This window comes from Streptomyces sp. GDS52 (assembly GCF_052246875.1).
In the GTDB taxonomy this organism is placed as follows: Bacteria; Actinomycetota; Actinomycetes; order Streptomycetales; family Streptomycetaceae; genus Streptomyces; species Streptomyces cathayae.
In genome coordinates, this window is the sequence record NZ_CM125966.1 from 3109918 (window position 1) to 3131737 (window position 21820).

Consider the following 21820-nt stretch of genomic DNA (forward strand, 5'->3'; position numbering starts at 1 on the left):
CACTCAGAGTGTTCACATCCGTGCTCTTTGTGAAGGCGGGCGGCCCGTGCGACCGGTGGTTGTCCGTGGGGTGTCCGGTCCCCTCCATGCTGCCCGGAGGGGACCGGACCGTACCCCGTCAGGACGACGGCAGCGACAGACAGGGGAGCTGCGGGTGCCGCAGGTGCTGTCCGCCGTCGTGGACGCACAGGGTGAAGGCCCCCGGCCCCGGCTGTCCGGCCGCGTCGTAGGCGTCGAGAACCTGCTCGACGCTCTCCCACAACCTGACCGGTCCGCCCTCCCGCACCCACCACCCACCGTCACCGTCCGGGGTCAGCACGGCGGCCGACCCGCTCACCACGTCGACGAGGTGCACGGCATCGCCGACGGTGGTCGACTGCACGTCGGGCAGGGCGCTCTGCACGAGGAAACGCAGGTGGAAGGCCGCCTCGGTCACGGCGTTGATCCGCTCGGGACCGTGCCGGGCGACCCTCGCCTCCTTCGGCAACCCCGCCGCCCAGTGGGCGGGGTTGCCGAAGGCCGGTGCCGCGTGCGTGCGCGCCGGCATGAAGGAGACGGTGCCGCCCAGCAGGCGGCCCTCGGCGGTGCCGTCCCCGGCGACCGTGAGCAGGACGCGGGCGTACCCGTACAGCCAGCCGGAGAGCGTCAGCAGGATCTTTCCGCCCGGCCGGGTCTGGGCGACCAGGGCCGGGGGCACGGCACGGAAGGAGCAGGCGGCGACGATCCGGTCGAACGGGGCCTCGGGCCAGTACCCGTACAGCCCGTCCGCGACCGCGAGGGTCGGCGTGTAACCGCAGGCGTGCAGCGCGCTCGCCGCCTGCTCCAGCCGGTGCGGGTCCACCTCGATGCTCGTGACGCCCCCGAATCCGAGGCGTTCGCAGGCGAGCGCGGTCGAGTATCCCGTCCCCGTGCCGATCTCCAGCACCGTGTGCCCTTCGCGGACATCGGCGTCGGCCCACATCCGCAGCACGAGCGACGGCAGGGTGGAGGACGAGGTCGGGGCCCCTCCAAGCCGCTCGGCCGGGCTCTCCCAGCCAGGCTCGTCACCGTCGAACTGGGTGATGAGCGTGGCGTCGGAGTACGCGGCGGCCAGCCAGCGCCCGTGGTCGCGTGCGGCGGTGACAGGCTGCCACCGGGTCAGCCCCTGCCCGTCGCACTCGTCGGCGGGCAGGTAGAAGCCGGGCACGAACCGGTGCCGGGGCACCGTCTCCACCGCCGCGCGCCAGCCCGGATCGTCCAGGAACCCGCGTGCGGCGAGGTCCTCCGCCATGGCCCCGCGCAGCCGCGCGGCGTCGGTTTCGAGGTCGATGGGCATCGTCATGAACGGCCCTCTCTTTCCATGGTGAGGAGGTCGGCGAACGCCTCGGTGATGTCCTCGGCGTCGGGAAGCCAGCCCCACTGTCCGTTCGGGTTGCACTCGATCGCCGTCCAGTGTTCCGGGTCGTCCCCGTCACCGGTGAGCGCGAAGTCGAAACAGCCGAAGACCAGACCGAACGAGGCCAGGTAGGCGTGCAGCGCCGCCTCGACGGGCGGCGGCACGGTGATGGGGGCGTGGAGCAGTGCGTCCCAGTCACCCCGGCGCCAGTCCAGCGCGCCGTCGGGTGCGGCGACCCGCTGGGCGAAAACACGACGGCCGACCACGGTGACGCGCACGTCCCCGGTCTTGGGGATCTCGGCCTGGAACAGGTGGGCGGTCACGGTGAGCGTGTCGTCGAAGGCCGCCGGGTCGACCCGCTGGGCCCAGATCGCCCCGGCGCGTCCGTCGTCACCGACGGGCAGGCCGCGGAACGTCTTGCAGACGACGGGGCCGTGCGAGGCGGCGAACTCCTCCGCGGCCGGAAGGTCGTTGGTGATCAGCGTCGGAGGAGTCCTCAACCCGAGCCGGGCGAGCCTGCGGAGCTGGGCGGGCTTGGACTCCGCTCGGGCCACCGCGACCGGGTGGTTGACGTACCGGGCGCCGGACAGGACGTTCAGGACACCGCCGAGCCCGTGCCGCGCCTCGGTGGCGGAGAAGTCCCGCTGCTGCCGGGGCAGATGCGCGAACCGGGTGCCGTAGGGAGTGGGGCGGCGGTAGTACACCGCCGCCACCTCCCCCAGCTCCACCTCCCGGCTCGCCGTACGCAGCCGCCCGCGCCACGCCGGACGGTCCCCGTCGATGCGGAAGCCGAACGTCAGGCCGGGCCCGATGTCGGCGGGGTCGACGCGGACGACGGGGGCCCCGCGCTCGTTCAGCGTGGCGATGACCAGGTCCGCAGTGACGTCCTCCAGTGCGGTGACGACCAGGACGGTGGAGGCCACCCGGTCAGTCCGATTCGTAGTCGGTGGTGCTGTCGTCCTGCTTCTGGGGCTGCGGACCGTTCCCGTCACCGCCCCCGGACACGGACGCGGTACCGGTCGTCTTCGACGTCCCGTGCTTGCCCATCTCGACCGCCCTCCCGGCCGCGTCGGTGTAGCGGGCTGTCTGCGTGACGGGGTCGAGCGTCACCGCCGCGTACGGCGGCGGCCCGACCGGAAGCCGGTCGGTGACCAGGCGCAGCGCCCAGGGGGCCTCGGGTGCGAGCGTCGTCATGCGGTGTCCCTTCTCTGTGGTGTGGTGTTTCCCTGATTCACATCACTCATTGTGTTCACTCGTGCGTACTGTGCGAAGACAAATGGCCCGTACGGCTGGTGGCTGTCCGTGAGGCGTCCGGTTCTGTACGGGCTGCCCGGGGTGACCGGCTGCTGACGTGCGGAGTTGGTCCGGGGAAGGGCGCACGACGGGAGGACGACGGACATGAGCGGGTGGGAAGCGGGGCTGGACGACGAGGCCGGGGCCGTGATGCGCACGGTCGTAAGGCAGTTGAAGCTGTGGCGGGAGGCAGCCGGCCTCACCCAGGCGGAATTCGGGGCGGCTATCGGGTACGGGGAGGAGCTGGTTTCGTCCGTGGAGCGGGGGCGGCGGATTCCCCGGCCCGAGTATCTGGACGCGGCAGATGAGGTGTTGGCCGCGGGCGGCAGGATCGCTGCGATGAAGGGGGACGTGGCGGAGGCCCGGTACCCGAAAACGGTGCGGGACGTGAAGCGCCTGGAGACGGATGCCGTCGAGATCTGCTCCTATAACAACTGTGTCATCGACGGGCTGTTGCAGACCGAGGCATACGCGCGGGCCGTTTTCAGCTCCCGGCGACCGCAGTTCACGGAAGAGGAGCTGGAGCAGCGGGTAGCCGCTCGCCTGGATCGTCAGGAGATCTTCTGCGCCCCAACAGCTCGCCCCCTCTTCAGCTTTGTGCTGTGCGAAGCGACGCTGCGCCGCTTGATCGGGGGCAAGATGGTGATGCGCAACCAGCTCGAACGGTTGTTGGAAGTGGCCCGGCTGCGGAACATCGACCTGCAAGTGTTGCCTCTGAGCCGGGAGGAGAACTCGGGTCTCGGTGGCCCCTTCCGACTACTCAAGCTCAAAGACGGAGCGACCGTGGGTCTGAACGAAGTCCAGCTCACCAACCGGGTGATCACCGAGCCCAAGGAGACCACGGTCCTCGACATGCGCTATGGGATCATCCGGGCGCAGGCTCTCACACCACGAGAGTCACTGGCCTTCATCGAGAAAGCGCTGGGAGAGTTATGACCCTCAAGCCCGCTGGCGGAGCCGACGGCAAACTGGAGTGGATAAAGAGCAGCTACAGCTCGGACGACGGTCCGTCCTGCGTCGAGGTCGCCACCACTTCGGCAACCATCCATGTGCGCGACTCCAAGAACCCGAACGGGCCCCGCCTCGCCCTCGCCCCCACCACCTGGGCGACCTTCCTGCCGTACGCCTCGGATGCCTCGGAGGGCTGACGCGCACGGGCCGCCCTGCCGCCCGCAGGGCACCCGCTTTCGTCGTGGTAGGCATGTGCGGTGATCGGTCGCCTTCCGCTGGACGAGCAACTCACTGCCCTGAGAACTACGTTGTCCCGCAACGAGACCCTGCTGGAGGTGCTCGACCGGACCGCGGCGCTGGATCTGCCCGGCTGGTACCTGACGGCGGGCTGCCTCTTTCAGACCGTGTGGAACGTCGTCACGGACAGGCCTCCCACCGAGGGGATCAAGGACTACGACGTCTTCTACTTCGACGACCGCGACCTGTCGTGGGAGGCGGAGGACGCGGTGATCAGCGCGGCGGCGCAGGCCTTCGCCGACCTCCCGGCCAAGGCCGAGGTCGAGGTCGAGGTCCGCAACGAGGCCCGCGTCCACCTCTGGTACGAACAGAAGTTCGGCGTCCCGTGTCCCCCGCACACGTCGACCGAGGCGGCGATCGACAGCTTCGCCGCGACCACCTGCTGCCTGGGCGTGCGGCTGGAGCCCGGTGGCCGGTGGCGCGTCTACGCGCCGCACGGACTCTCCGACGTGTTCCGGCTCGTCGTGCGCCCCAACCCGGTTCTCGCGCCGCGTGCCGTGTACGAGGCCAAGACGGCACGCTGGCGTCGGCAGTGGCCCGAGCTGACCGTAATGGAGTGGCCCGCGGCCTGAGCCAGGGCGGGCGGGGCGCTCGTCAGGGGCCGCACGAGAAGTGGCGGGGTGCGCCTCACGGCACACCCCGCCACCACCTCACGCGTACTGCCTCACGCCGTTGCGCGGCTCACGTCGTCGACCGGCGTCTCCGGGATCCCGGGCGGCGTTCGCTCGGGCGGGTGACCGGGTCGCCCGCCTCGATCGCCGCCAGCCGGCGACGCGCACCGAAGTCCGCCAGGGCCGCCGCCAGCTTGTGCACCGACGGCTCCGGAGCCATGACGTCGACGCGCAGCCCGTGCTCCTCGGCCGTCTTCGCCGTCGCCGGACCGATGCAGGCGATGACCGTCACGTTGTGCGGCTTGCCCGCGATGCCGACCAGGTTCCGGACCGTCGACGACGAGGTGAAGAGCACCGCGTCGAAGCCGCCGCCCTTGATGGCCTCCCGCGTCTCCGCCGGCGGGGGCGAGGCGCGCACGGTCCGGTACGCCGTGACGTCGTCGACCTCCCAGCCCAGCTCGATGAGACCCGCCACCAGCGTCTCCGTGGCGATGTCCGCGCGCGGCAGGAACACCCGGTCGATCGGGTCGAAGACCGGGTCGTACGGCGGCCAGTCCTCCACCAGCCCGCGGGCCGACTGCTCGCCGCTCGGGAGCAGGTCCGGCCGCACGCCGAAGTCGATCAGCGCCTTGGCGGTCTGGTCGCCGACCGCGGCGACCTTGATCCCGGCGAAGGCGCGGGCGTCGAGACCGTACTCCTCGAACTTCTCCCGCACCGCCTTGACCGCGTTGACGGAGGTGAAGGCGATCCACTCGTAGCGGCCCGTCACCAGGCCCTTGACCGCGCGCTCCATCTGCTGCGGGGTGCGCGGGGGCTCGACGGCGATGGTCGGCACCTCGTGCGGCACCGCGCCGTAGGACCGCAACTGGTCGGAGAGCGAGGCCGCCTGCTCCCGGGTACGCGGCACGAGCACCTTCCAGCCGAACATCGGCTTGGACTCGAACCACGCGAGCCGGTCACGCTGGGCGGGGGCGGAACGCTCACCGACCACGGCTATCACCGGCCGGCCGCCGTCGGGCGACGGCAGCACCTTCGCCTGCTTCAGCGTCTGCGCGATCGTGCCGAGCGTCGCCGTCCAGGTCCGCTGCCGGGTCGTCGTACCGGCGACCGTCACCGTCAGGGAGGTGTCGGGCTTGCGACCGGCGGACACCAGTTCGCCCGCCGCGGCGGCCACCGAGTCCAGCGTGGCGGAGACGACCACCGTGCCGTCCGACGCCCCGACCTCGGTCCAGCACCGGTCCGACGCGGTACGCGCGTCCACGAACCGCACGTCCGCGCCCTCGGCGTCCCGCAGCGGCACACCGGCGTACGCGGGCACGCCGACCGCGGCCGCGATACCGGGGACGACCTCGAAGATCACCCCGGCCGCCACGCACGCCAGCATCTCCTCGGTGGCGTACGCGTCGAGGCCGGGATCACCGGACACCGCACGCACGACCCGCCTGCCGCCCCGCGCGGCCTCCATGACAAGATGTGCGGCATCCCGCACCGCGGGGGCGCCGACGGTTGTTGACGTTCCGTCAACAACCTTCAGCTGAGGCGTGCCTGTGCCCGGAGCGGACGGCGCGGAGGAGTCCGCCGCGTCCGTGTCCGTCGGCACCTCGGCGACGCCCTGCCTGGCGTGCCGGCGTACGACGTCGAGCACATCGTGCTCGGCGACGAGAACGTCCGCGTTCGCCAGCGCCTCCACGGCGCGCAGAGTGAGCAGTCCCGGATCCCCGGGTCCGGCACCGAGGAAGGTGACGTGCCCGTGTTCCGGAGGGGGTGGAAGGGTGGTGGGGCTCAATGTGCTCGCTCCCCCATCAGACCGGCCGCGCCCTGCGCGAGCATCTCGGTGGCGAGTTCGCGACCGAGCGCCATCGCCGCCTCATGCGTCTCGGGCACGGGACCGGTGGTGGACAGCTGCACCAGCGTGGTGCCGTCGGTCGTGCCGACGACGCCCCGAAGGCGCATTTCCTTGACAATCGGCCCGTCCGCCAGCAAGTCGGCCAGCGCCCCCACAGGGGCGGTGCAGCCGGCTTCCAGGGCGGCGAGCAGTGACCGCTCCGCCGTCACGGCGGCCCGGGTGAGCGGGTCGTCCAGCTCGGCGAGCGCGGCGGTCAGCTCCGTGTTGCGCACGGTGCACTCGACCGCCAGGGCCCCCTGGCCGGGAGCGGGCAAAACCGTGTCGACCGACAGGAAGTCGGTCACCTCGTCGCTGCGTCCGACCCGGTTCATCCCGGCGGCGGCCAGCACGACGGCGTCCAGCTCACCACTCTTGACGTACCCGATCCGGGTGTCGACGTTGCCGCGGATCGGCACGGTCGTGATCTCCATGCCGTGGCCGCGTGCGTACGCGTTCAGCTGGGCCATGCGACGCGCCGAACCGGTGCCGATGCGGGCGCCGCGCGGCAGGTCGGTGAACTTGAGCGCGTCCCGCGCGATGATCACGTCCCGCGGGTCCTCGCGCTCCGGTACGGCGGCCAGGACCAGCTCGTCGTGGGGTGCGGTCGGCAGGTCCTTCAGCGAGTGCACCGCGAAGTCCACCTCGCCGCGCACCAGTGCCTCGCGCAGCGCGGCCACGAAGACGCCCGTGCCGCCGATCTGCGCGAGATGCTCGCGTGACGTGTCGCCGTACGTGGTGATCGGAACGAGCTCGACAGGCCGTCCGGTCACCTGGCTCACGGCATCCGCCACCTGCCCGGACTGGGACATGGCGAGCTTGCTCCGCCTGGTCCCGAGCCTCAGTGCCTTCTCAGTCATGCCGGCCCTCGGTTTTCTGCGTCGCCCGCGTTCTGTGCGGACTTCGCGGTTTTCACGTTCTTCTCAGTGCTTTCCCCGGCGCGGGAGACGGAGGCCACCGTCTCCGGGTCGAGGTCGAACAGGGTGCGCAGCGCGTCCGCGTAACCGGCGCCGCCGGGTTCGGCCGCGAGCTGTTTGACCCGCACGGTCGGCGAGTGCAGCAGCTTGTCGACCACGCGCCGCACGGTCTGGGTGATCTCCGCGCGGTGCTTGTCGTCCAGGCCGGGCAGCCGCCCTTCCAGGCGGGCCAGCTCACCGGCCACCACGTCCGCGGCCATGGTGCGCAGGGCGACCACGGTCGGCGTGATGTGCGCGGCCCGCTGCGCCGCCCCGAACGCCGCGACCTCGTCGGAAACGATACGCCGGACCTGGTCCACATCGGCAGCCATCGGAGCGTCCGCCGACGCCTCCGCGAGCGCCTCGATGTCGACCAGCCGCACCCCGGGGATGCGGTGCGCGGCCGCGTCGACGTCGCGCGGCATCGCGAGGTCCAGCAGGAAGAGCACGGGCTCCGGGCGCGGCGGCTCGGCCACCGGCTCCGGACGGCGCCGCTCGGGGATCCGGCCGGCGCTCGCCGCGGTCGCGGCCAGCGCGCCGATCAGCTCGGTGTCCGCCTCGGGACCCGCACCGCGCCGGCCGCCCTGGCGGCGGTCGACGGCGCCGCTCGCGGCCCAGGCCGCGTGCTGCTCCAGCGTCGCCGCGTCCATACCGGCGACGGCCGCCTCGCCCATCACGGAGAAACCGGACGGTACGGAGGCCAGGTCCAGCGGGCAGTCCTCGTCGGTGCTGGTGGCGGCCATGGGAGCGGGGGGCAGGGCCGTCGTCCGCGCGGTCGGCGCCCTGCGCGCGTCGTGCGCCGACGCCTCCGCGGCCCCGACGGCCGCGGTGACTCCGGCGCGTCCCGTCTCCGGCTGCTGTCCGACGCGGCCCTCGACACCGGCGGCGATCGCGTCGGCCGTCAGGACGAGGCCGGTCGCGCCGGTGCAGGAGACGACGATGTCTGCACGTGTCAGTTCGTCCGCCACCGATCCCATCGGTACCGCGCGGGCGGACACACCCGTGTTCTCGGCGTGCTCAGTGTTCTCAGCGTGCTCGGCGTGCTCGGCCTCGGTGAGGATCTGCACGAGGCGCTCGGCGCGGTCGGCGGTGCGGTTGGCGATCGCGATCTCGGCGACACCGGCCCGCGCGAGCGTGGCTGCGGCCAGCGAGGACATCGATCCGGCACCGATGACCAGGGCCTTCTTGCCCCGCGCCCAGCTGTCGACGGGCGAGCCGGCGGCCAGCTGCTCCAGGCCGAAGGTCACCAGGGACTGCCCGGCGCGGTCGATGCCGGTCTCCGTGTGGGCGCGCTTGCCGACCCGGAGCGACTGCTGGAACACGTCGTTCATCAGCCGCCCGGCAGTGTGCAGTTCCTGCGCACGCGCCAGGGCGTCCTTGATCTGGCCGAGGACCTGCCCCTCGCCCACCACCATCGAGTCCAGCCCGCAGGCCACCGAGAACATGTGGTGGACGGCGCGGTCCTCGTAGTGCACGTAGAGATAGGGCGTGAGCTCCTCCAGGCCGACCCCGCTGTGCTGGGCCAGCAGCGTGGACAGCTCGGCGACGCCGGCGTGGAACTTGTCCACGTCGGCGTACAGCTCGATGCGGTTGCAGGTGGCGAGCACCGCGGCCTCACTGGCCGGTTCGGCGGCGACCGTGTCCTGCAACAGCTTGACCTGCGCGTCCATGCTCAGCGAGGCCCGGTCCAGCACGCTGACCGGCGCGCTGCGGTGGCTCAGTCCGACGACGAGAAGGCTCATGTCGGCATCACCGCGGGTACGTCCCCGTCGGGCCCCTGGTCTGTGGCGGCATCCTGTCCGGCGGCGGACGCCCGGCGCGCGGCGACGGGCTCCGGACCGGAGCCGACAGGCGGGACGACGGCCCCGGCCGCGGCCACCTCGCCGGCCTTGCGCTGCTCGTGGAAGGCGAGGATCTGCAGCTCGATGGAGAGGTCCACCTTGCGCACGTCGACACCGTCCGGGACGGTCAGCACGGTCGGCGCGAAGTTCAGGATGGAGGTGACACCGGCGGCCACCAGCCGGTCGCAGACCTGCTGCGCGGCACCGGCGGGGGTCGCGATCACGCCGATCGACACACCCTCGCCCTGGATGATCCCCTCGAGCTGGTCGGTGTGCTGCACCGGGATGCCGGCGACGGGCTTCCCGGCCATCGCGGGGTCGGCGTCTATGAGCGCGGCGACCCGGAAACCGCGGGAGGCGAACCCGCCGTAGTTGGCGAGCGCGGCACCGAGGTTACCGATGCCGACGATCACAACCGGCCAGTCCTGGGTGAGGCCGAGTTCACGCGAGATCTGGTACACGAGATACTCGACGTCGTAGCCCACACCCCGGGTCCCGTAGGAACCCAGGTAGGAGAAGTCCTTACGAAGCTTCGCGGAGTTGACGCCCGCGGCCGCCGCCAGCTCCTCGGAGGAGACGGTGGGCACCGAGCGCTCGGAGAGCGCGGTGAGGGCGCGGAGGTACAGCGGAAGCCTGGCGACAGTGGCCTCGGGAATCCCTCGGCTACGGGTCGCCGGTCGGTGAGATCGGCCAGTTGCCACGGTGCTCCTGCGGGTAGAGCGGGGCTGCAGGCGGTCATACGTCCCCGGACCGCCCGGTCGAGTGCAGGCTATGTCTTTGTGAACGCGTGCACAAAGATGGTGTCCGATTTGCCCACCCAACGTGACCGGGGTCACGCGTCCCCGGCGCAGCCGTGTGGAACCGACGCGCGGGCACCATCGCTCCCTTTGTTCTGGGGGCAAAACAGCACACCCTCCTCTGTGTATCCCGCCCCCGAGACCAAGCTGCCATCGATTCTAAGCGACTTTTCCGCCGCTTTGGACTGGTTGGTCAGTTGCGGATCAGTGGTTCTGGCCACTCCCGGCCGGGCGGCCGGTCAGCCGGTCAGGGCTTTACGGAGGCGGCCCTCGTCGACGCGCCAGAACGTGTGCTGGCGGCCGTCGACGAGAACCACGGGGATCTGCTCCCAGTACCGCTCATGCAGTTCCGGGTCCTCGGTGATGTCCTTGCCCTCCCACGCGACCCCGAGATCACCGCACACCTTCTCCACCACGACCTGCGCGTCGTCGCACAGGTGACAGCCGGGCTTACGGACGAGGGTGACGAGACGATCCTGCGGGGCTTTGCGGCGAAAGAGCGGACTCATGTCAGCCATTCTCGCCCTGCGGCGGTGCGGGGGAACCCCTCTGCGGCCACTGTGACGCTGAGTGCCGGACGAGGCCCGCGCCCCGGGGCCCGGGGGACCCCGGGCCCCGGGCCGAGCCGGTCCCGTCCGCCGGGAGGGGTGCTTTAACGACACGGACGTGCAGAGTTCACGGTGTTCAAACCTCTCGGGTCCGGAATCGCCGACCGGAATGGCTATGCTCAACGCCATGGCCGCTCTCGGATGGCTCACCCCCCGTAGGCGCTCCGCCACGGCGCGGAGCGTGTTGGCAGGCGAGGCCTCGGCGGAGGCTGCCCGCAAATCCACTCAGGAAATTTCCGCCCGCGAACCGGAGTTCCCGGTGCACGGCGACGACCGGGCCGCCGCGTTCTTCGACCTGGACAACACGGTGATGCAGGGCGCGGCCCTGTTCCACTTCGGGCGGGGCCTGTACAAGCGGAAGTTCTTCGAGACGCGCGACCTCGCCCGGTTCGCGTGGCAGCAGACGTGGTTCCGGCTGGCCGGCGTCGAGGACCCCGAGCACATGCAGGACGCACGCGACTCGGCGCTCTCCATCGTCAAGGGCCACCGGGTCTCCGAGCTGAAGTCCATCGGCGAGGAGATCTACGACGAGTACATGGCCGGGCGGATCTGGCCGGGTACGCGGGCACTGGCCCAGGCGCACCTGGACGCCGGGCAGCGGGTGTGGCTGGTCACGGCGGCGCCGGTGGAGATCGCCCAGGTGATCGCGCGGCGCCTGGGCCTGACCGGGGCGCTGGGGACGGTGGCCGAGTCCATCGGCGGCGTGTACACCGGCAAACTCGTGGGCGAGCCGCTGCACGGTCCGGCGAAGGCGGAGGCCGTACGCGCGCTGGCCGCGGCGGAGAACCTGGCCCTGGACCACTGCGCCGCGTACAGCGACTCGCACAACGACATCCCGATGCTCTCGCTGGTCGGGCACCCGTACGCGATCAACCCGGACTCCAAGCTGCGCAAGCACGCCCGCGCGATGGACTGGCGCCTGCGCGACTACCGGACGGGCCGCAAGGCGGCGAAGGTCGGCATCCCGGCGGCCGCGGGGGTGGGCGCGGTGGCCGGCGGCACGGCGGCGGCCATCGCGATGCACCGCCGCCGGCGCTGAACCCGGATGCGCTGAACCCGGCCACGCCGAGCCTGACGGCCCTGAACCTGACGGCCCCGAGCCCGGCGGCGCTCCCGCGCACACCGGGCGACCGGTCAACTCGGCGGCGACGGACACCCGTACGGCCGCAGGCCTGATCAGTGGGGAACAAAAGTGGCGCCCCGCCCGCAACCCGGCCAATCCAACCGCTGTACCCCGCAACCCCGCTGTCCAGTCCTCTTGGCTGCACACGGCCACAACATGCCCCGTACCGAACCGGGAAGCGAAGCTTTTCGGTCAATATTCGGTCAACATCGGTTGCTTGAATGTGTGTCAACAGGCCACGGAAACGACGTAACCGATGATTTGAGCAACTCGGTGTAGCAGTGCCTGCACGAAGCGTTATTCTCCTCAGACGCATTCGGGTACCCCTCCGTCGCTACGACGGGTGAACAGCCCGTACTGCACGTGATGGAAGCTCTGCCTCTGGGAGTCCCGTGTACCCACACGTCGGGGTTGACGACTCGGGCCTGACCGCACTGCGCACCGCAGTCGTCACGGCCCGGGAGTTGTTGCGCGGCTTCGTCCCCACCGCGTACGCCGTCCCCGCTTTCGCCACCGCCACCGTCGGCCCCTGCTACGCCCTCGCCGACCCACCCGTCGGCCCCAGCTACGCCCTCGCCGACGACAGCGCCACGGCGGCCAGGCGCGGGCGCTCCTCGGGCTCGACCACCGCACGCCGTCCCGCCGCGGACAGTGACAGCGCCCGGATGATGGACCTCGTGGAGCGCGCCCAGGCCGGCGAGGCCGAGGCCTTCGGACGGCTCTACGACCAGTACAGCGACACCGTGTACCGCTACATCTACTACCGGGTGAGCAACAAGGCGACCGCCGAGGACCTCACCAGCGAGACCTTCCTGCGGGCGCTCCGCCGCATCGGCACCTTCACCTGGCAGGGGCGCGACTTCGGCGCCTGGCTCGTCACCATCGCCCGCAACCTGGTCGCCGACCACTTCAAGTCCAGCCGCTTCCGCCTCGAGATCACCACCGGGGAGATGCTCGACGCCAACGAGGTCGAACGCTCCCCGGAGGACTCCGTCCTCGAGTACCTCTCCAACGCCGCCCTCCTCGATGCCGTACGACGACTCAACCCCCAACAGCGCGAATGCGTCACGCTCCGATTTCTCCAGGGCCTCTCCGTCGCGGAGACCGCCCGTGTGATGGGCAAGAACGAGGGGGCGATCAAGACCCTCCAGTACCGGGCCGTCCGCACCCTCGCCCGGCTCCTCCCGGAGGACACCCGCTGAGCGAAACGGTCCCGCACCGACGACACACCTTCTGTGACAGCCAACTCACCTTCAGTGAGACTCCGTTGACTCCCTCAACCGATCCTCCGGCGCGCGTAACCCAAGTACCGCGCCGCTCGTTGTGCGGGATACAGGCTCCCTGTGGTCACTCCCCACCGACTCCGATCACCCGATCGTGTGGACAAGGTCGGGGAACGGAACCCTCAGGACCCCCTGGGGAGTCGATCGTCATGACGAGAGGAGGTGCCGCCAGTGATCGCGAAGGTATCGGCACACCGGCGGGCGAACGCCTTCGCCCAGGCCGTGGAGGAGCAGTCCGACCGGGTCACAGCGGCCGACCAGCCCGAAGGACCGGCGCCGGGACCGGCCGCCGCGGAGACGGAACAGGGGCGGCTGCTCACGCTCGCCGCCGGTCTCGGCGCGCTGCCCAAACCGGAGCTGGACCCCGAGGTGAAGGTCGTCCAGCGGGCCCGGATGGTGGCCGCCTTCGAGGCCATGCTCCAGGAAGGCACCGCCGCGGGCGAGGCAGCGGATGCGTTCGCGCCCGAACAGCGTTCACGCCGCGCCCGGGGCACTCACCGGGCGACCCCCCTGGGGAAGCTCAGACCGCGCTCACGACTGGCCAAGGGGCTCACCGCGGGCGGGCTCGGCCTCACCGTGGCCGCCGGCGCCCTCGGCGGAGTCTCCGCCGCCAGCTCCGACGCCCTGCCCGGTGACTCGCTCTACGGCCTCAAGCGCGGCATAGAGGACGTCAAGCTCGGCCTGGCCGACGGCAACGACGAGCGCGGCCGCGTCCTCCTCGACCACGCCTCCACCCGCCTCAGTGAGGCCCGCCGGCTGATGGAGCGCGAACGCAGCGGCTCCCTCGACCACGAATCGGTCGGCGAGATCCGCCGCGCCCTGTCCGGCATGCGGCACGACGCGTCCGAGGGCCATCGGCTGCTGCGCGAGGCGTACCGCCTCGCTCCGGACTCCCTGGGTCCCATGCAGGCCCTCTCCTCCTTCTCCCACTCGCACCGGCAGACCTGGGGCTCCCTGCGCGACAGGCTGCCCGCGCAGCTCGGGGACGTCAGCGAGCAGGTGTCGTCGGTGTTCGACGCCATAGACGAGGACGTCGCCCCGCTGCAGTCCCTGCTCCCCGAGTCACCGGCCCGGGACAGCGGCGACAACGGCGAGCCGCAGGACGGCTCCGGGGCCACCCCCGGCGCCCCGTCCGGTGCCGACCGCTCCCCGGCGCCCGGCACTGACACCGGCACCGACAGCCCGGACCGGGACAGCACCACCAGCAGCAGCGCCCCCAGCCGGTCCGCCGGCTCCGGGGACGAGAGCGACAGCCTGCTCGGCGGCAACGACGGCGGGCTGCTCGACCCGCCGAAGGAGACCGGCGCCGGCACCCCACCGCCGTCCGCCGGCGGCACCACCGCGCCCGCCCGGCCCGACGTCACCCTCCCGCCCCTCCTGCCGGGCCTGCTCCCGGGGTTGGGCATCGACAGCGAGTCCGTCGACTAGAGCGGACCGGAGCCGACCGGAGCGAGCTGGAACGGACCGAGCGGTAAGGCCGTACGTGGCCGGGGTGCCCCTTGCGACAAGGGGCACCCCGGCCGCGTACGCATGTCCGTCCGTGCTCTAGAAGAACACCGACCTCCGCTGGACCAGCAGCTTGTAGAGGGTGTGCTGGATCTGCTCCCGGACCTGGTCGGTCAGGTTGAACATCAGCATCGGGTCCTCGGCCGCCTCCGGCGGATAGTTCTCCGTGTGGATCGGCTCGCCGAACTGGATCGTCCACTTCGTCGGCAGCGGGATCGCGCCGAGCGGGCCGAGCCACGGGAAGGTCGGCGTCAGCGGGAAGTACGGAAGGCCGAGCAGCCGGGCGACGGTCCGGCCGTTGCCGATCATCGGGTAGATCTCCTCCGCCCCGACGATCGAGCACGGGATGATCGGCGTCCGCGCGCGCAGCGCCGTGGACACGAAACCGCCGCGTCCGAAGCGCTGGAGCTTGTAGCGGTCGGCGAAGGGCTTGCCGAGGCCCTTGAAGCCCTCCGGCATCACCCCGACCAGCTCCCCCTGCTCCAGCAGTCGTGCCGCGTCCTCGGCACAGGCCAGGGTGTGGCCGAGCTTGCGGGCGAGTTCGTTGACCACCGGCAGCATGAACACCAGGTCCGCCGCGAGCAGCCGCAGATGCCGGTCGGCCGGGTGGTTGTCGTGGACGGCGACCTGCATCATCAGACCGTCCATCGGCAACGTCCCGGAGTGGTTGGCGACGATCAGGGCGCCGCCCTCCGAGGGGATGTTCTCGATGCCCTTCACCTCGACCCGGAAGTACTTCTCGTACACCGGGCGCAGCAGCGACATCAGGACCTGGTCGGTGAGCTCCTCGTCGTAGCCGAAGTCGTCGACCGCGTAGTCCCCCGTGAGCCGGCGGCGCAGGAAGGCCAGGCCACTGGCGACACGCCGGTCCAGGCCGCCTTCGCCGTCTGTCTCCGGGCGTGCGCCGCCGCCTGCGTCACCGCCGTCGGTGACCGGCTCCCGGGGCCGTTGCGCCCGGGGTTCACGGTGCCCGCCGGGCGCCGGAGCGTCGTCCTTCGCGGACGCCCGGCCCGGCAGGGACTGGACCTCACCCATCGAGGCGGCCCCGGCGCCCTTGCGTCGGCTGCCCGCGCCACGGCGGCGCGACGGGCGCGGCGCAGCGCCCCCCGCACCGCCCGTGCCCCCCGCACCCCCGCGGGAACGGTCGTCGTCGAACGGAATGACCTTGGCGTCCGCCATCGTTGCTGCGCTCCTCAGTTGGCGCTCTGCTTCGGGGGGTGACCGCTGCCCGGCAGGGGCAGTGCGGCGATCCGGTCGACGGTCCTCGCGAGGACCTCCGGCGGAAGCAGTCCGGGGCCACGGCTGCGCACGAAGTCCGTGAACGTTTCTGCAGTCGTGTGCTTCGGTGTGAAGCCCAGTGTCTCGCGCATCTGGTCCGTCGCCACCACCCGGCCGTGTGTGAGCAGCCGGATCTGTTCCGGCGAGAAGTCCGACATCCCCAGCGTACGCACCAGCGAGCCCGCCCAGGTGACCGCCGGGAGCAGCAGCGGCACGATGGGCCGGCCGAGCCGCCGCGCGCACTGGGACAGCAGCAGGACACCGTCGCCGGCGATGTTGAAGGTGCCGCTGTTGAGCGTGCCCCGCCGGGGCTCACGCGCGGCCAGGCGCAGCACTTCGAGCACATCGTCCTCGTGCACGAACTGCAGCCGCGGGTCGTAGCCGAACACGGTCGGCAGGACCGGCAGCGAGAGGTACGAGGCGAGCGGACTGTCCGCGGCGGGGCCCAGGATGTTGGCGAACCTGAGCACGCACACGGCGACATCCGGGCGGCGGCGCGCGAAGCCGCGCACATAGCCCTCGACCTCGACCGCGTCCTTCGCGAACCCGCCGCCGGGCAGGGACTTGGGCGAGGTCGTCTCGGTGAAGACCGCCGGGTCGCGGGGCGCGGAGCCGTAGACGTTCGTACTGGACTTCACCACCAGACGTTCGACGCGCGGGGACTTCTGGCAGGCACCGAGCAGCTGCATGGTGCCGATGACGTTGGTCTCCTTGAGCGCCGTCCGGCTGCTGCCGCCGCCGCGCGGCGTGCCCGTCACGTCCAGGTGCACGACGGTGTCGGCCCCGGCCTCCGCGAGCACGCGCGCGACGGTGGGCTGCCGGATGTCGGTCTGGACGAAGTCGGCGTCACCCAGGGGGTGCGCGGGCCGGACCGCGTCCACGGCGACGACCCGTTCCACATCCGGGTCACGCTGGATCCGTCGGACGAAACGGCCTCCCAAAGGGCGGGCCACTCCCGTCACGAGCACGACCTTTCCCAAGACCAGTGCCTTCCTCTTGCCTACGTCCTGCCCGCCAACCTAACGGGTCACGGTCGCTCTGCGGTGCCCGCCCGGTACTTGAAGTGACGACGACCGGGGAGGGGCGAACAAACCCGGCCAGACGTAAAGACAGTGGCCCCCCACCTCATCGGTGGGGGGCCACTGGACACGCTTCCGCGACGTCGCTTACTTCTTGTTGCGACGCTGAACGCGCGTGCGCTTGAGCAGCTTGCGGTGCTTCTTCTTGGCCATCCGCTTGCGCCGCTTCTTGATAACAGAGCCCACGACTACCCTCGCTCACTTCTCATCACTCGGTGTTTGGGCGCCATGGGCCCACACGACCTACGAGGGGCCAGCCTACCCGCCCGAGCGCTGAGGTCGTAATCGAGGAGATCGGGGAGGCCCGCGAGTGTCCGGTACGGGTCCTCCCCGGTCCGCCGTCAGGCCGTGTCCACCCCCACGTAGCTCTCGCGGAGGTACTCGTGAACCGCTTGCTCCGGGACGCGGAAGGACCGCCCCACCCGGATCGCGGGCAGATGACCACTGTGCACCAGCCGGTACACGGTCATCTTCGACACTCGCATCACCGAGGCGACCTCCGCCACGGTAAGGAACTGAACCTCGTTCAGAGGCCTTTCGCCAGCTGCAGCCATGACACACCTGAACCTTCCGCACTCGACGGCCACCGGCTTCCCCTTCCGGTGACTCTTCGTCGTTGCGTGCTCACTCCCCAATGTAGGGGCGGGTGATGCGAGTGGGGAAGAGGTGTACCCATCGGCGGCCTACTGTGACAGACAGGCCCGATTGAGTACGTAGCGGATCAGCGGCGCATAGTGATCGGACCGCGCGCCGTCATCAAGTGGAACCACCACCGACAGGCACCCCTCGGCCTCCCCCACGAACGGGGCGGGGTCGTTCACATCGGCCAGCGCGACGGCCTCGAACCCCAGCTGACCTGCCCCGCAGGCCCATCCGTGGTCTCCGATCACCAGCCCGGGAAGCGGCCCGCCGGCCTCGGCGGCGCCGGCGAGCGCGGTCCGGACCGGGAGCGGGGAGTGCGTGTGTGCGCCGGGCTCACCACCGGGGCGTTCGGGATCCGCGCCCCTGACGAGCGCGACTCCCCGGACGTAGTCGAGGCGGTGCGTGCGTAGACCGAACCGGGTCGTTATGTCGACAGAGCGACCCCGCGCCGGGGTGAGGACGTCACATCCCGCCGCCGACAGGGCGTCTGCCAGCGCGGCGTAGAAACCGAGGAGCCGGTGCGGGTGGCCGGTGCCGAGCAGCACGGGCACACCCCTTCGGGCGGCGACCGCGAGACGCTCCGCACAGGCGTCCAGGGCCGCCAGGGTCCGCTCCGGGTCGATCACATCATGCCCGGAAACCTGGCGAGGATCGGCCGAAACACCACACCTGTCCGCCATCAACTCGATCAATTCCCGCTGGCTCCACGCCCGTTCCGGGTCCAGGCCGATCAGCAGGCGTGGATCCCGGGCGGCGAAGAGCCGGTAACTGCGCAGGCTCTCCTCCCGCGTGGTGGCCACGATCCCGGCCAGCCGGACGGCCAGCAGATGCGCGCGCAGACCGACGCGGTCGGCGGAGTCAGTGGGGCCAGTGGGGGTCGGCACGGGAGCGATGGTGCGCGGCCCGGAGCCCGGGCGCCCCGGAAAACGGGAAACACCGCACGGTTGGAGTAAGAGCCCCGAGCCTGACCCGCTGCGGAGGACAGGCCGCGGAGCCCGGCTCCGGCCCGTTCACGCCAGCAGCCCCCGCAGCGGGAACACCGCTCGGCGGGTCGCCAGCACCGCCTGGTCCAGCCGGTCCGCCGGGTCGTAGCCTGCCTCCCAGGACGCCCAGGACACCGGCCACCGGCCGTCGGTCATCCGCACCGGACCCAGTTGCCGGGTCCGGGCGTACACCTCCTGCCGCCAGCTCTCGGGGATCACCGTCGCCGGGTCCACCGGCCGCTCGGCCGCGATCGCCACCAGATGGGTCCAGGACCGCGGCACGACCTCCACCACCGCGTACCCGCCGCCGCCCAGAGCCACCCAGCGCCCGTCGGAGTGCTCGTGCGCCAGCTCGTGGCACGCCGCCTGCACCGCGCGCTGCGCGTCCAACGACACCGCCAGATGCGCCAGCGGATCCTCGAAGTGCGTGTCGGCGCCGTGCTGGGTCACCAGCACCTGCGGCCGGAAGTCCGCGAGCAGCTCCGGCACCACGGCGTGGAACGCCCGCAACCATCCCGCGTCCCCGGTCCCGGCCGGCAGGGCCACATTGACCGCGCTGCCCTCCGCGCTCTCCGCCCCCGTCTCCTCCGGCCATCCGGTCTGCGGGAACAACGTCCGGGGATGCTCGTGCAACGACACCGTCAGCACCCGCGGGTCCTCCCAGAACGCCGCCTGCACGCCGTCCCCGTGATGCACGTCCACGTCCACGTACGCGACCCGCTCGGCCCCCAGCTCCAGCAGCCGGGCGATGGCCAGCGCGGCGTCGTTGTACACGCAGAAACCCGAGGCAGCCCCCGGCATCGCGTGGTGCAGTCCGCCGGCGAAGTTCACCGCGTGCAGCGCGTCCCCGCGCCACACCGCCTCCGCCGCGCCCACCGACTGCCCCGCGATCAGCGCCGACACCTCGTGCATCCCGGTGAAGGCGGGATCGTCCGTCGTCCCCAGCCCGTACGACGGGTCCGCCGCCGCCGGATCCGCCGAGGCCGCCCGCACCGCGCGGATGTAGTCCTCGCGGTGCACCAGCCGCAGCGTCGAGTCCCCGGCCGTCTTCGCGGCGACCACCGCCACCTCGCGGTCCAGCCCGAACGCGCCCACCAGGCTCCGGGTCAGCGCGAGCCGCACCGGGTCCATCGGATGGTCCCGGCCGAAGTCATAGCCCGTTACTGCCTCGTCCCACATCAGCTGTGTGCGGCCGCTCATGCCCGCCACCGTACCGGTCGGATTCGGGCGCGAACGACCTGGCGTACACCAATGTCACCAGCACCAACACCATCGGCACCAGCATCGCCCCGCGATAACTCCAGGCATCCCCGAGCGCCCCGACCAACGGGGAACCGATCAGGAACCCCACGTAATTGAAGACGTTGAGGCGTGCCACGGCCGCGTCCGAAGCCTCCGGGCCGCCCAGCACGAAAGCACGCCGCCCCGCCGCCGCGAAGGTCTGCGGCACCAGCACACAGAGCCCCAGCCCCAGCAGTGTGAACCCCAGCATCCCCGCCCACGCCCCGGGCGCCCCGGCCACCACGGCGAACCCCGCCGCCGCCACCAGCGCCCCCACCCGCACCACCACCACGGCCCCGAACCGCCGCACCCCGAAGTCGCCGAGCGTCCGCCCCAACAGCGTGGTGACCATGTAGACGTTGTACGGAACGGTCGCCAGCTGCTCCGAACTCCCCAGCACGTCCTGCAGGTACTTCGCGCTCCAGTTCGAGACCGTCGAGTCCCCGATGTACGCCGCCGTCATCACCACACACAGCGGCAACAGCAGCTTGAAGGTGACAGCCCCGCCCGCGCCCCCGGCCTTCCCCACCGCCTCCGTCACGGGCGTGTCGGGCCCGCCTCCCCCGTCGGGCCCGCCGCCCTCACCGTCGACGTACCACCGGCTCCCGGCCAACACCGCCGGCATCAGCACCAGCACCACCGGCAGATACGACACCCACAGCGCCCACTGCCCGTGCGCCCCCACCCATGCGAGCGACGCCCCGGCGATCCCGCCCAGACTGTAGGCGGCATGGAAACTCAGCATGATGCTGCGCCCGTACGCCCGCTGCAGACTCACCCCCAGCATGTTCATCGAGGCGTCCAACGCCCCCACCGCCAGCCCGAACACGGCCAGCGACACGGCCAGCCCGGCCAGTCGCTCCCCGGCCCCGACCCCGAGCAGCGCCAGCAGCACGACCGGCTGCGACCACCGCAGCACCCGGCTCGCCGGCACCCGCCGCACCAGCCGCTCCGTCGTCACACTCCCGATACCGGCCAGGACGGGCACCGCGGCGAGGAAAACCGGCAGCAACGCGTCGGGGACCCCGTACCTGTTCTGGATGGCCGGAATCCGCGTCACGAGCAGAGCGAAGGCGACGCCCTGCACGAGGAAACCGAACGCCAACGAGGCCCTGCCGCGCCGCAGCACATCAGTCATGGCGGCGAGCGTAGGGCCCCGGTGTACTGGTGGGTAGATCCGGCCAGAGATGAATTCCGCCCGGTCTCAGCGGAGCAGTTCCGCCAACTCCCGCATGTCGGTGAAGAGTCGGGTGGCCCCGTTGAGCTTCTCGGCCGGTGTCATCGAGGCGAACCCGTACACGTCCATCCCGGCCGCGACCGCGGCCTGTACGCCAAGAGGGCTGTCCTCGACCACGACACACCTCTCCGGTGCGACACCCATCCGCTCGGCGGCGTACAGGAAGAGGTCCGGCGCCGGCTTGCCCCGTCCCACATCCTGCGAGCTGAAGATCCGCTCGTCGTCGAACCACCGGTCCAGCCCGGTCGTGCGGTGTCCCACCCGGATCCGCTCATGGCTCCCGGACGAGGCCACGCAGTACGGCACACCGTCGGCGTCCAGCCGCTCCAGTACCTCCACGGCACCGGTGACCGGCTTCAACTCCCGCTCGAACGCGGCGAAGACACGGGTGTGGAACACGTCGTCGAAGTCGGTCGGCAACCGCTGCCCGGTCCTCTGCTCCACCAGGTCGTGCACCCGGTGCATGGCGGCTCCCATGTAGTCATGGAGGGAGTCCTCGTACGACGTCGGATGCCCGAGCTCGGTGAGATAGCCGGCCAACAGCCGGTTGGAAATGGGCTCGCTGTCGACGAGGACACCGTCGTTGTCAAAAATGACCAGGTCATAGTGCATGCCCTCGACCCTAAATGCAGAAAGCCCCGCACCATATCGGTGCGGGGCTCTCCCACAATTTGTTCGGCGGCGTCCTACTCTCCCACAGGGTCCCCCCTGCAGTACCATCGGCGCTATAAGGCTTAGCTTCCGGGTTCGGAATGTAACCGGGCGTTTCCCCTACGCTATGACCACCGAAACACTAT

At 71.2% G+C, this 21820-nt stretch carries 22 protein-coding genes and 1 rRNA gene; 6 read left to right on the forward strand and 17 right to left on the reverse strand.

All coding sequences use genetic code 11. The annotated features are described in order from the left end of the window. Positions 1-118: 118 nt before the first annotated feature. Genes tgmC through ACTWJ9_RS14090 form a run of 3 tightly spaced genes read right to left on the reverse strand, consistent with a single transcriptional unit; the run spans position 119 to position 2569 of the window. Complete coding sequence (tgmC, locus tag ACTWJ9_RS14080) at positions 119-1321, reverse strand: ATP-grasp peptide maturase system methyltransferase (RefSeq protein WP_443295780.1); 1203 nt, start codon at positions 1319-1321, stop codon at positions 119-121. Beyond that, on the reverse strand, positions 1318-2298 hold the full coding sequence (gene tgmB, locus ACTWJ9_RS14085) for an ATP-grasp ribosomal peptide maturase (RefSeq protein ID WP_443295781.1): 981 nt from the start codon (positions 2296-2298) through the stop codon (positions 1318-1320). The genes tgmC and tgmB overlap by 4 nt, the downstream gene beginning before the upstream one ends. A gap of 4 nt (positions 2299-2302) precedes the next feature. Beyond that, positions 2303-2569, reverse strand: coding sequence for a putative ATP-grasp-modified RiPP (locus tag ACTWJ9_RS14090; RefSeq protein ID WP_443295782.1), 267 nt, complete (start codon positions 2567-2569; stop codon positions 2303-2305). A 204-nt stretch (positions 2570-2773) separates the two neighbouring features. Here ACTWJ9_RS14090 and ACTWJ9_RS14095 point away from each other — a divergent pair, with 204 nt between their 5' ends. The 3 genes from ACTWJ9_RS14095 to ACTWJ9_RS14105 are packed head-to-tail and all read left to right on the forward strand — an operon-like array spanning position 2774 to position 4488. Further along, positions 2774-3604, forward strand: a complete 831-nt coding sequence (locus tag ACTWJ9_RS14095; protein ID WP_443295783.1) for a helix-turn-helix domain-containing protein — start codon at positions 2774-2776, stop codon at positions 3602-3604. Then, a complete protein-coding gene (locus ACTWJ9_RS14100; RefSeq protein ID WP_443295784.1) occupies positions 3601-3816 on the forward strand; it encodes a DUF397 domain-containing protein in 216 nt (71 codons plus the stop codon). The genes ACTWJ9_RS14095 and ACTWJ9_RS14100 overlap by 4 nt, the downstream gene beginning before the upstream one ends. Before the next feature lie 60 nt (positions 3817-3876). Continuing rightward, positions 3877-4488: a nucleotidyltransferase family protein gene (locus ACTWJ9_RS14105; protein WP_443295785.1), complete on the forward strand. Its 612-nt coding sequence runs from the start codon at positions 3877-3879 to the stop codon at positions 4486-4488. Positions 4489-4597: 109 nt separating this feature from the next. Here ACTWJ9_RS14105 and ACTWJ9_RS14110 read toward each other — a convergent pair whose 3' ends face one another. The 5 genes from ACTWJ9_RS14110 to ACTWJ9_RS14130 form a co-directional block, all read right to left on the reverse strand. Next, a complete protein-coding gene (locus ACTWJ9_RS14110; protein ID WP_279334577.1) occupies positions 4598-6313 on the reverse strand; it encodes a uroporphyrinogen-III synthase in 1716 nt (571 codons plus the stop codon). Further along, positions 6310-7269, reverse strand: coding sequence for a hydroxymethylbilane synthase (hemC, locus tag ACTWJ9_RS14115; protein ID WP_279334578.1), 960 nt, complete (start codon positions 7267-7269; stop codon positions 6310-6312). The genes ACTWJ9_RS14110 and hemC overlap by 4 nt, the downstream gene beginning before the upstream one ends. Continuing rightward, positions 7266-9107, reverse strand: a complete 1842-nt coding sequence (locus ACTWJ9_RS14120) for a glutamyl-tRNA reductase (protein ID WP_279334579.1) — start codon at positions 9105-9107, stop codon at positions 7266-7268. The genes hemC and ACTWJ9_RS14120 overlap by 4 nt, the downstream gene beginning before the upstream one ends. Next, the gene (locus tag ACTWJ9_RS14125) at positions 9104-9907 is read right to left on the reverse strand and encodes a redox-sensing transcriptional repressor Rex (protein ID WP_279334580.1); all 804 of its coding nucleotides are present in this window, start codon (positions 9905-9907) and stop codon (positions 9104-9106) included. Before ACTWJ9_RS14125 ends, ACTWJ9_RS14120 begins: the two co-directional genes overlap by 4 nt. 335 nt (positions 9908-10242) lie before the next feature. Further along, the gene (locus ACTWJ9_RS14130; protein ID WP_279334581.1) at positions 10243-10521 is read right to left on the reverse strand and encodes a glutaredoxin family protein; all 279 of its coding nucleotides are present in this window, start codon (positions 10519-10521) and stop codon (positions 10243-10245) included. A 217-nt stretch (positions 10522-10738) separates the two neighbouring features. Between ACTWJ9_RS14130 and ACTWJ9_RS14135 the strand changes: the two genes are divergently transcribed. From ACTWJ9_RS14135 to ACTWJ9_RS14145, 3 genes are all read left to right on the forward strand, one after another. Further along, positions 10739-11650, forward strand: coding sequence for an HAD family hydrolase (locus ACTWJ9_RS14135; RefSeq protein WP_279334582.1), 912 nt, complete (start codon positions 10739-10741; stop codon positions 11648-11650). A gap of 476 nt (positions 11651-12126) precedes the next feature. Then, on the forward strand, positions 12127-12936 hold the full coding sequence (locus tag ACTWJ9_RS14140; RefSeq protein WP_279334583.1) for an ECF subfamily RNA polymerase sigma factor, BldN family: 810 nt from the start codon (positions 12127-12129) through the stop codon (positions 12934-12936). 252 nt (positions 12937-13188) lie between these two features. Next, a complete protein-coding gene (locus ACTWJ9_RS14145; protein ID WP_387041561.1) occupies positions 13189-14445 on the forward strand; it encodes a DUF5667 domain-containing protein in 1257 nt (418 codons plus the stop codon). A 117-nt stretch (positions 14446-14562) separates the two neighbouring features. On the opposite strand, the gene ACTWJ9_RS14150 is transcribed toward ACTWJ9_RS14145, so the two are convergent. The 9 genes from ACTWJ9_RS14150 to rrf form a co-directional block, all read right to left on the reverse strand. Further along, positions 14563-15702: a lysophospholipid acyltransferase family protein gene (locus ACTWJ9_RS14150; protein ID WP_279334585.1), complete on the reverse strand. Its 1140-nt coding sequence runs from the start codon at positions 15700-15702 to the stop codon at positions 14563-14565. Between the two features lie 14 nt (positions 15703-15716). Beyond that, positions 15717-16781, reverse strand: a complete 1065-nt coding sequence (locus ACTWJ9_RS14155; protein WP_279334586.1) for an NAD-dependent epimerase/dehydratase family protein — start codon at positions 16779-16781, stop codon at positions 15717-15719. 186 nt (positions 16782-16967) lie between these two features. Beyond that, positions 16968-17066, reverse strand: a complete 99-nt coding sequence (locus ACTWJ9_RS14160; protein ID WP_003948845.1) for a 30S ribosomal protein bS22 — start codon at positions 17064-17066, stop codon at positions 16968-16970. 155 nt (positions 17067-17221) lie between these two features. Then, positions 17222-17434 (reverse strand): helix-turn-helix domain-containing protein, encoded by a 213-nt coding sequence (locus ACTWJ9_RS14165; protein ID WP_157842153.1) that lies wholly within the window; start codon positions 17432-17434, stop codon positions 17222-17224. A gap of 129 nt (positions 17435-17563) precedes the next feature. Beyond that, entirely contained in the window at positions 17564-18406 is an 843-nt protein-coding gene (locus tag ACTWJ9_RS14170) for a phosphatase (protein WP_279334587.1), read from the reverse strand. Between the two features lie 126 nt (positions 18407-18532). Further along, a complete protein-coding gene (locus ACTWJ9_RS14175; protein WP_279334588.1) occupies positions 18533-19705 on the reverse strand; it encodes an acetoin utilization protein AcuC in 1173 nt (390 codons plus the stop codon). Continuing rightward, positions 19656-20924, reverse strand: coding sequence for an MFS transporter (locus tag ACTWJ9_RS14180; RefSeq protein ID WP_443295786.1), 1269 nt, complete (start codon positions 20922-20924; stop codon positions 19656-19658). The genes ACTWJ9_RS14175 and ACTWJ9_RS14180 overlap by 50 nt, the downstream gene beginning before the upstream one ends. 66 nt (positions 20925-20990) lie before the next feature. Continuing rightward, a complete protein-coding gene (locus ACTWJ9_RS14185; protein ID WP_279334590.1) occupies positions 20991-21635 on the reverse strand; it encodes an HAD family hydrolase in 645 nt (214 codons plus the stop codon). A 61-nt stretch (positions 21636-21696) separates the two neighbouring features. Further along, positions 21697-21813, reverse strand: a 5S ribosomal RNA gene (gene rrf / locus ACTWJ9_RS14190). Between the last annotated feature and the right edge of the window lie 7 nt (positions 21814-21820).

What these genes read in the sequence shown, in the direction of transcription:
- ACTWJ9_RS14180 (WP_443295786.1), bottom strand. Translation starts at nt 20,924, where the DNA reads ATGACTGATGTGCTGCGGCGCGGCAGGGCCTCGTTGGCGTTCGGTTTC.
- ACTWJ9_RS14135 (WP_279334582.1), top strand. Translation starts at nt 10,739, where the DNA reads ATGGCCGCTCTCGGATGGCTCACCCCCCGTAGGCGCTCCGCCACGGCG.
- ACTWJ9_RS14130 (WP_279334581.1), bottom strand. Translation starts at nt 10,521, where the DNA reads ATGGCTGACATGAGTCCGCTCTTTCGCCGCAAAGCCCCGCAGGATCGT.
- ACTWJ9_RS14185 (WP_279334590.1), bottom strand. Translation starts at nt 21,635, where the DNA reads ATGCACTATGACCTGGTCATTTTTGACAACGACGGTGTCCTCGTCGAC.
- ACTWJ9_RS14120 (WP_279334579.1), bottom strand. Translation starts at nt 9,107, where the DNA reads ATGAGCCTTCTCGTCGTCGGACTGAGCCACCGCAGCGCGCCGGTCAGC.
- ACTWJ9_RS14175 (WP_279334588.1), bottom strand. Translation starts at nt 19,705, where the DNA reads ATGAGCGGCCGCACACAGCTGATGTGGGACGAGGCAGTAACGGGCTAT.
- ACTWJ9_RS14150 (WP_279334585.1), bottom strand. Translation starts at nt 15,702, where the DNA reads ATGGCGGACGCCAAGGTCATTCCGTTCGACGACGACCGTTCCCGCGGG.
- tgmC (WP_443295780.1), bottom strand. Translation starts at nt 1,321, where the DNA reads ATGACGATGCCCATCGACCTCGAAACCGACGCCGCGCGGCTGCGCGGG.
- ACTWJ9_RS14090 (WP_443295782.1), bottom strand. Translation starts at nt 2,569, where the DNA reads ATGACGACGCTCGCACCCGAGGCCCCCTGGGCGCTGCGCCTGGTCACC.
- ACTWJ9_RS14165 (WP_157842153.1), bottom strand. Translation starts at nt 17,434, where the DNA reads ATGGCTGCAGCTGGCGAAAGGCCTCTGAACGAGGTTCAGTTCCTTACC.
- ACTWJ9_RS14095 (WP_443295783.1), top strand. Translation starts at nt 2,774, where the DNA reads ATGAGCGGGTGGGAAGCGGGGCTGGACGACGAGGCCGGGGCCGTGATG.
- ACTWJ9_RS14100 (WP_443295784.1), top strand. Translation starts at nt 3,601, where the DNA reads ATGACCCTCAAGCCCGCTGGCGGAGCCGACGGCAAACTGGAGTGGATA.
- hemC (WP_279334578.1), bottom strand. Translation starts at nt 7,269, where the DNA reads ATGACTGAGAAGGCACTGAGGCTCGGGACCAGGCGGAGCAAGCTCGCC.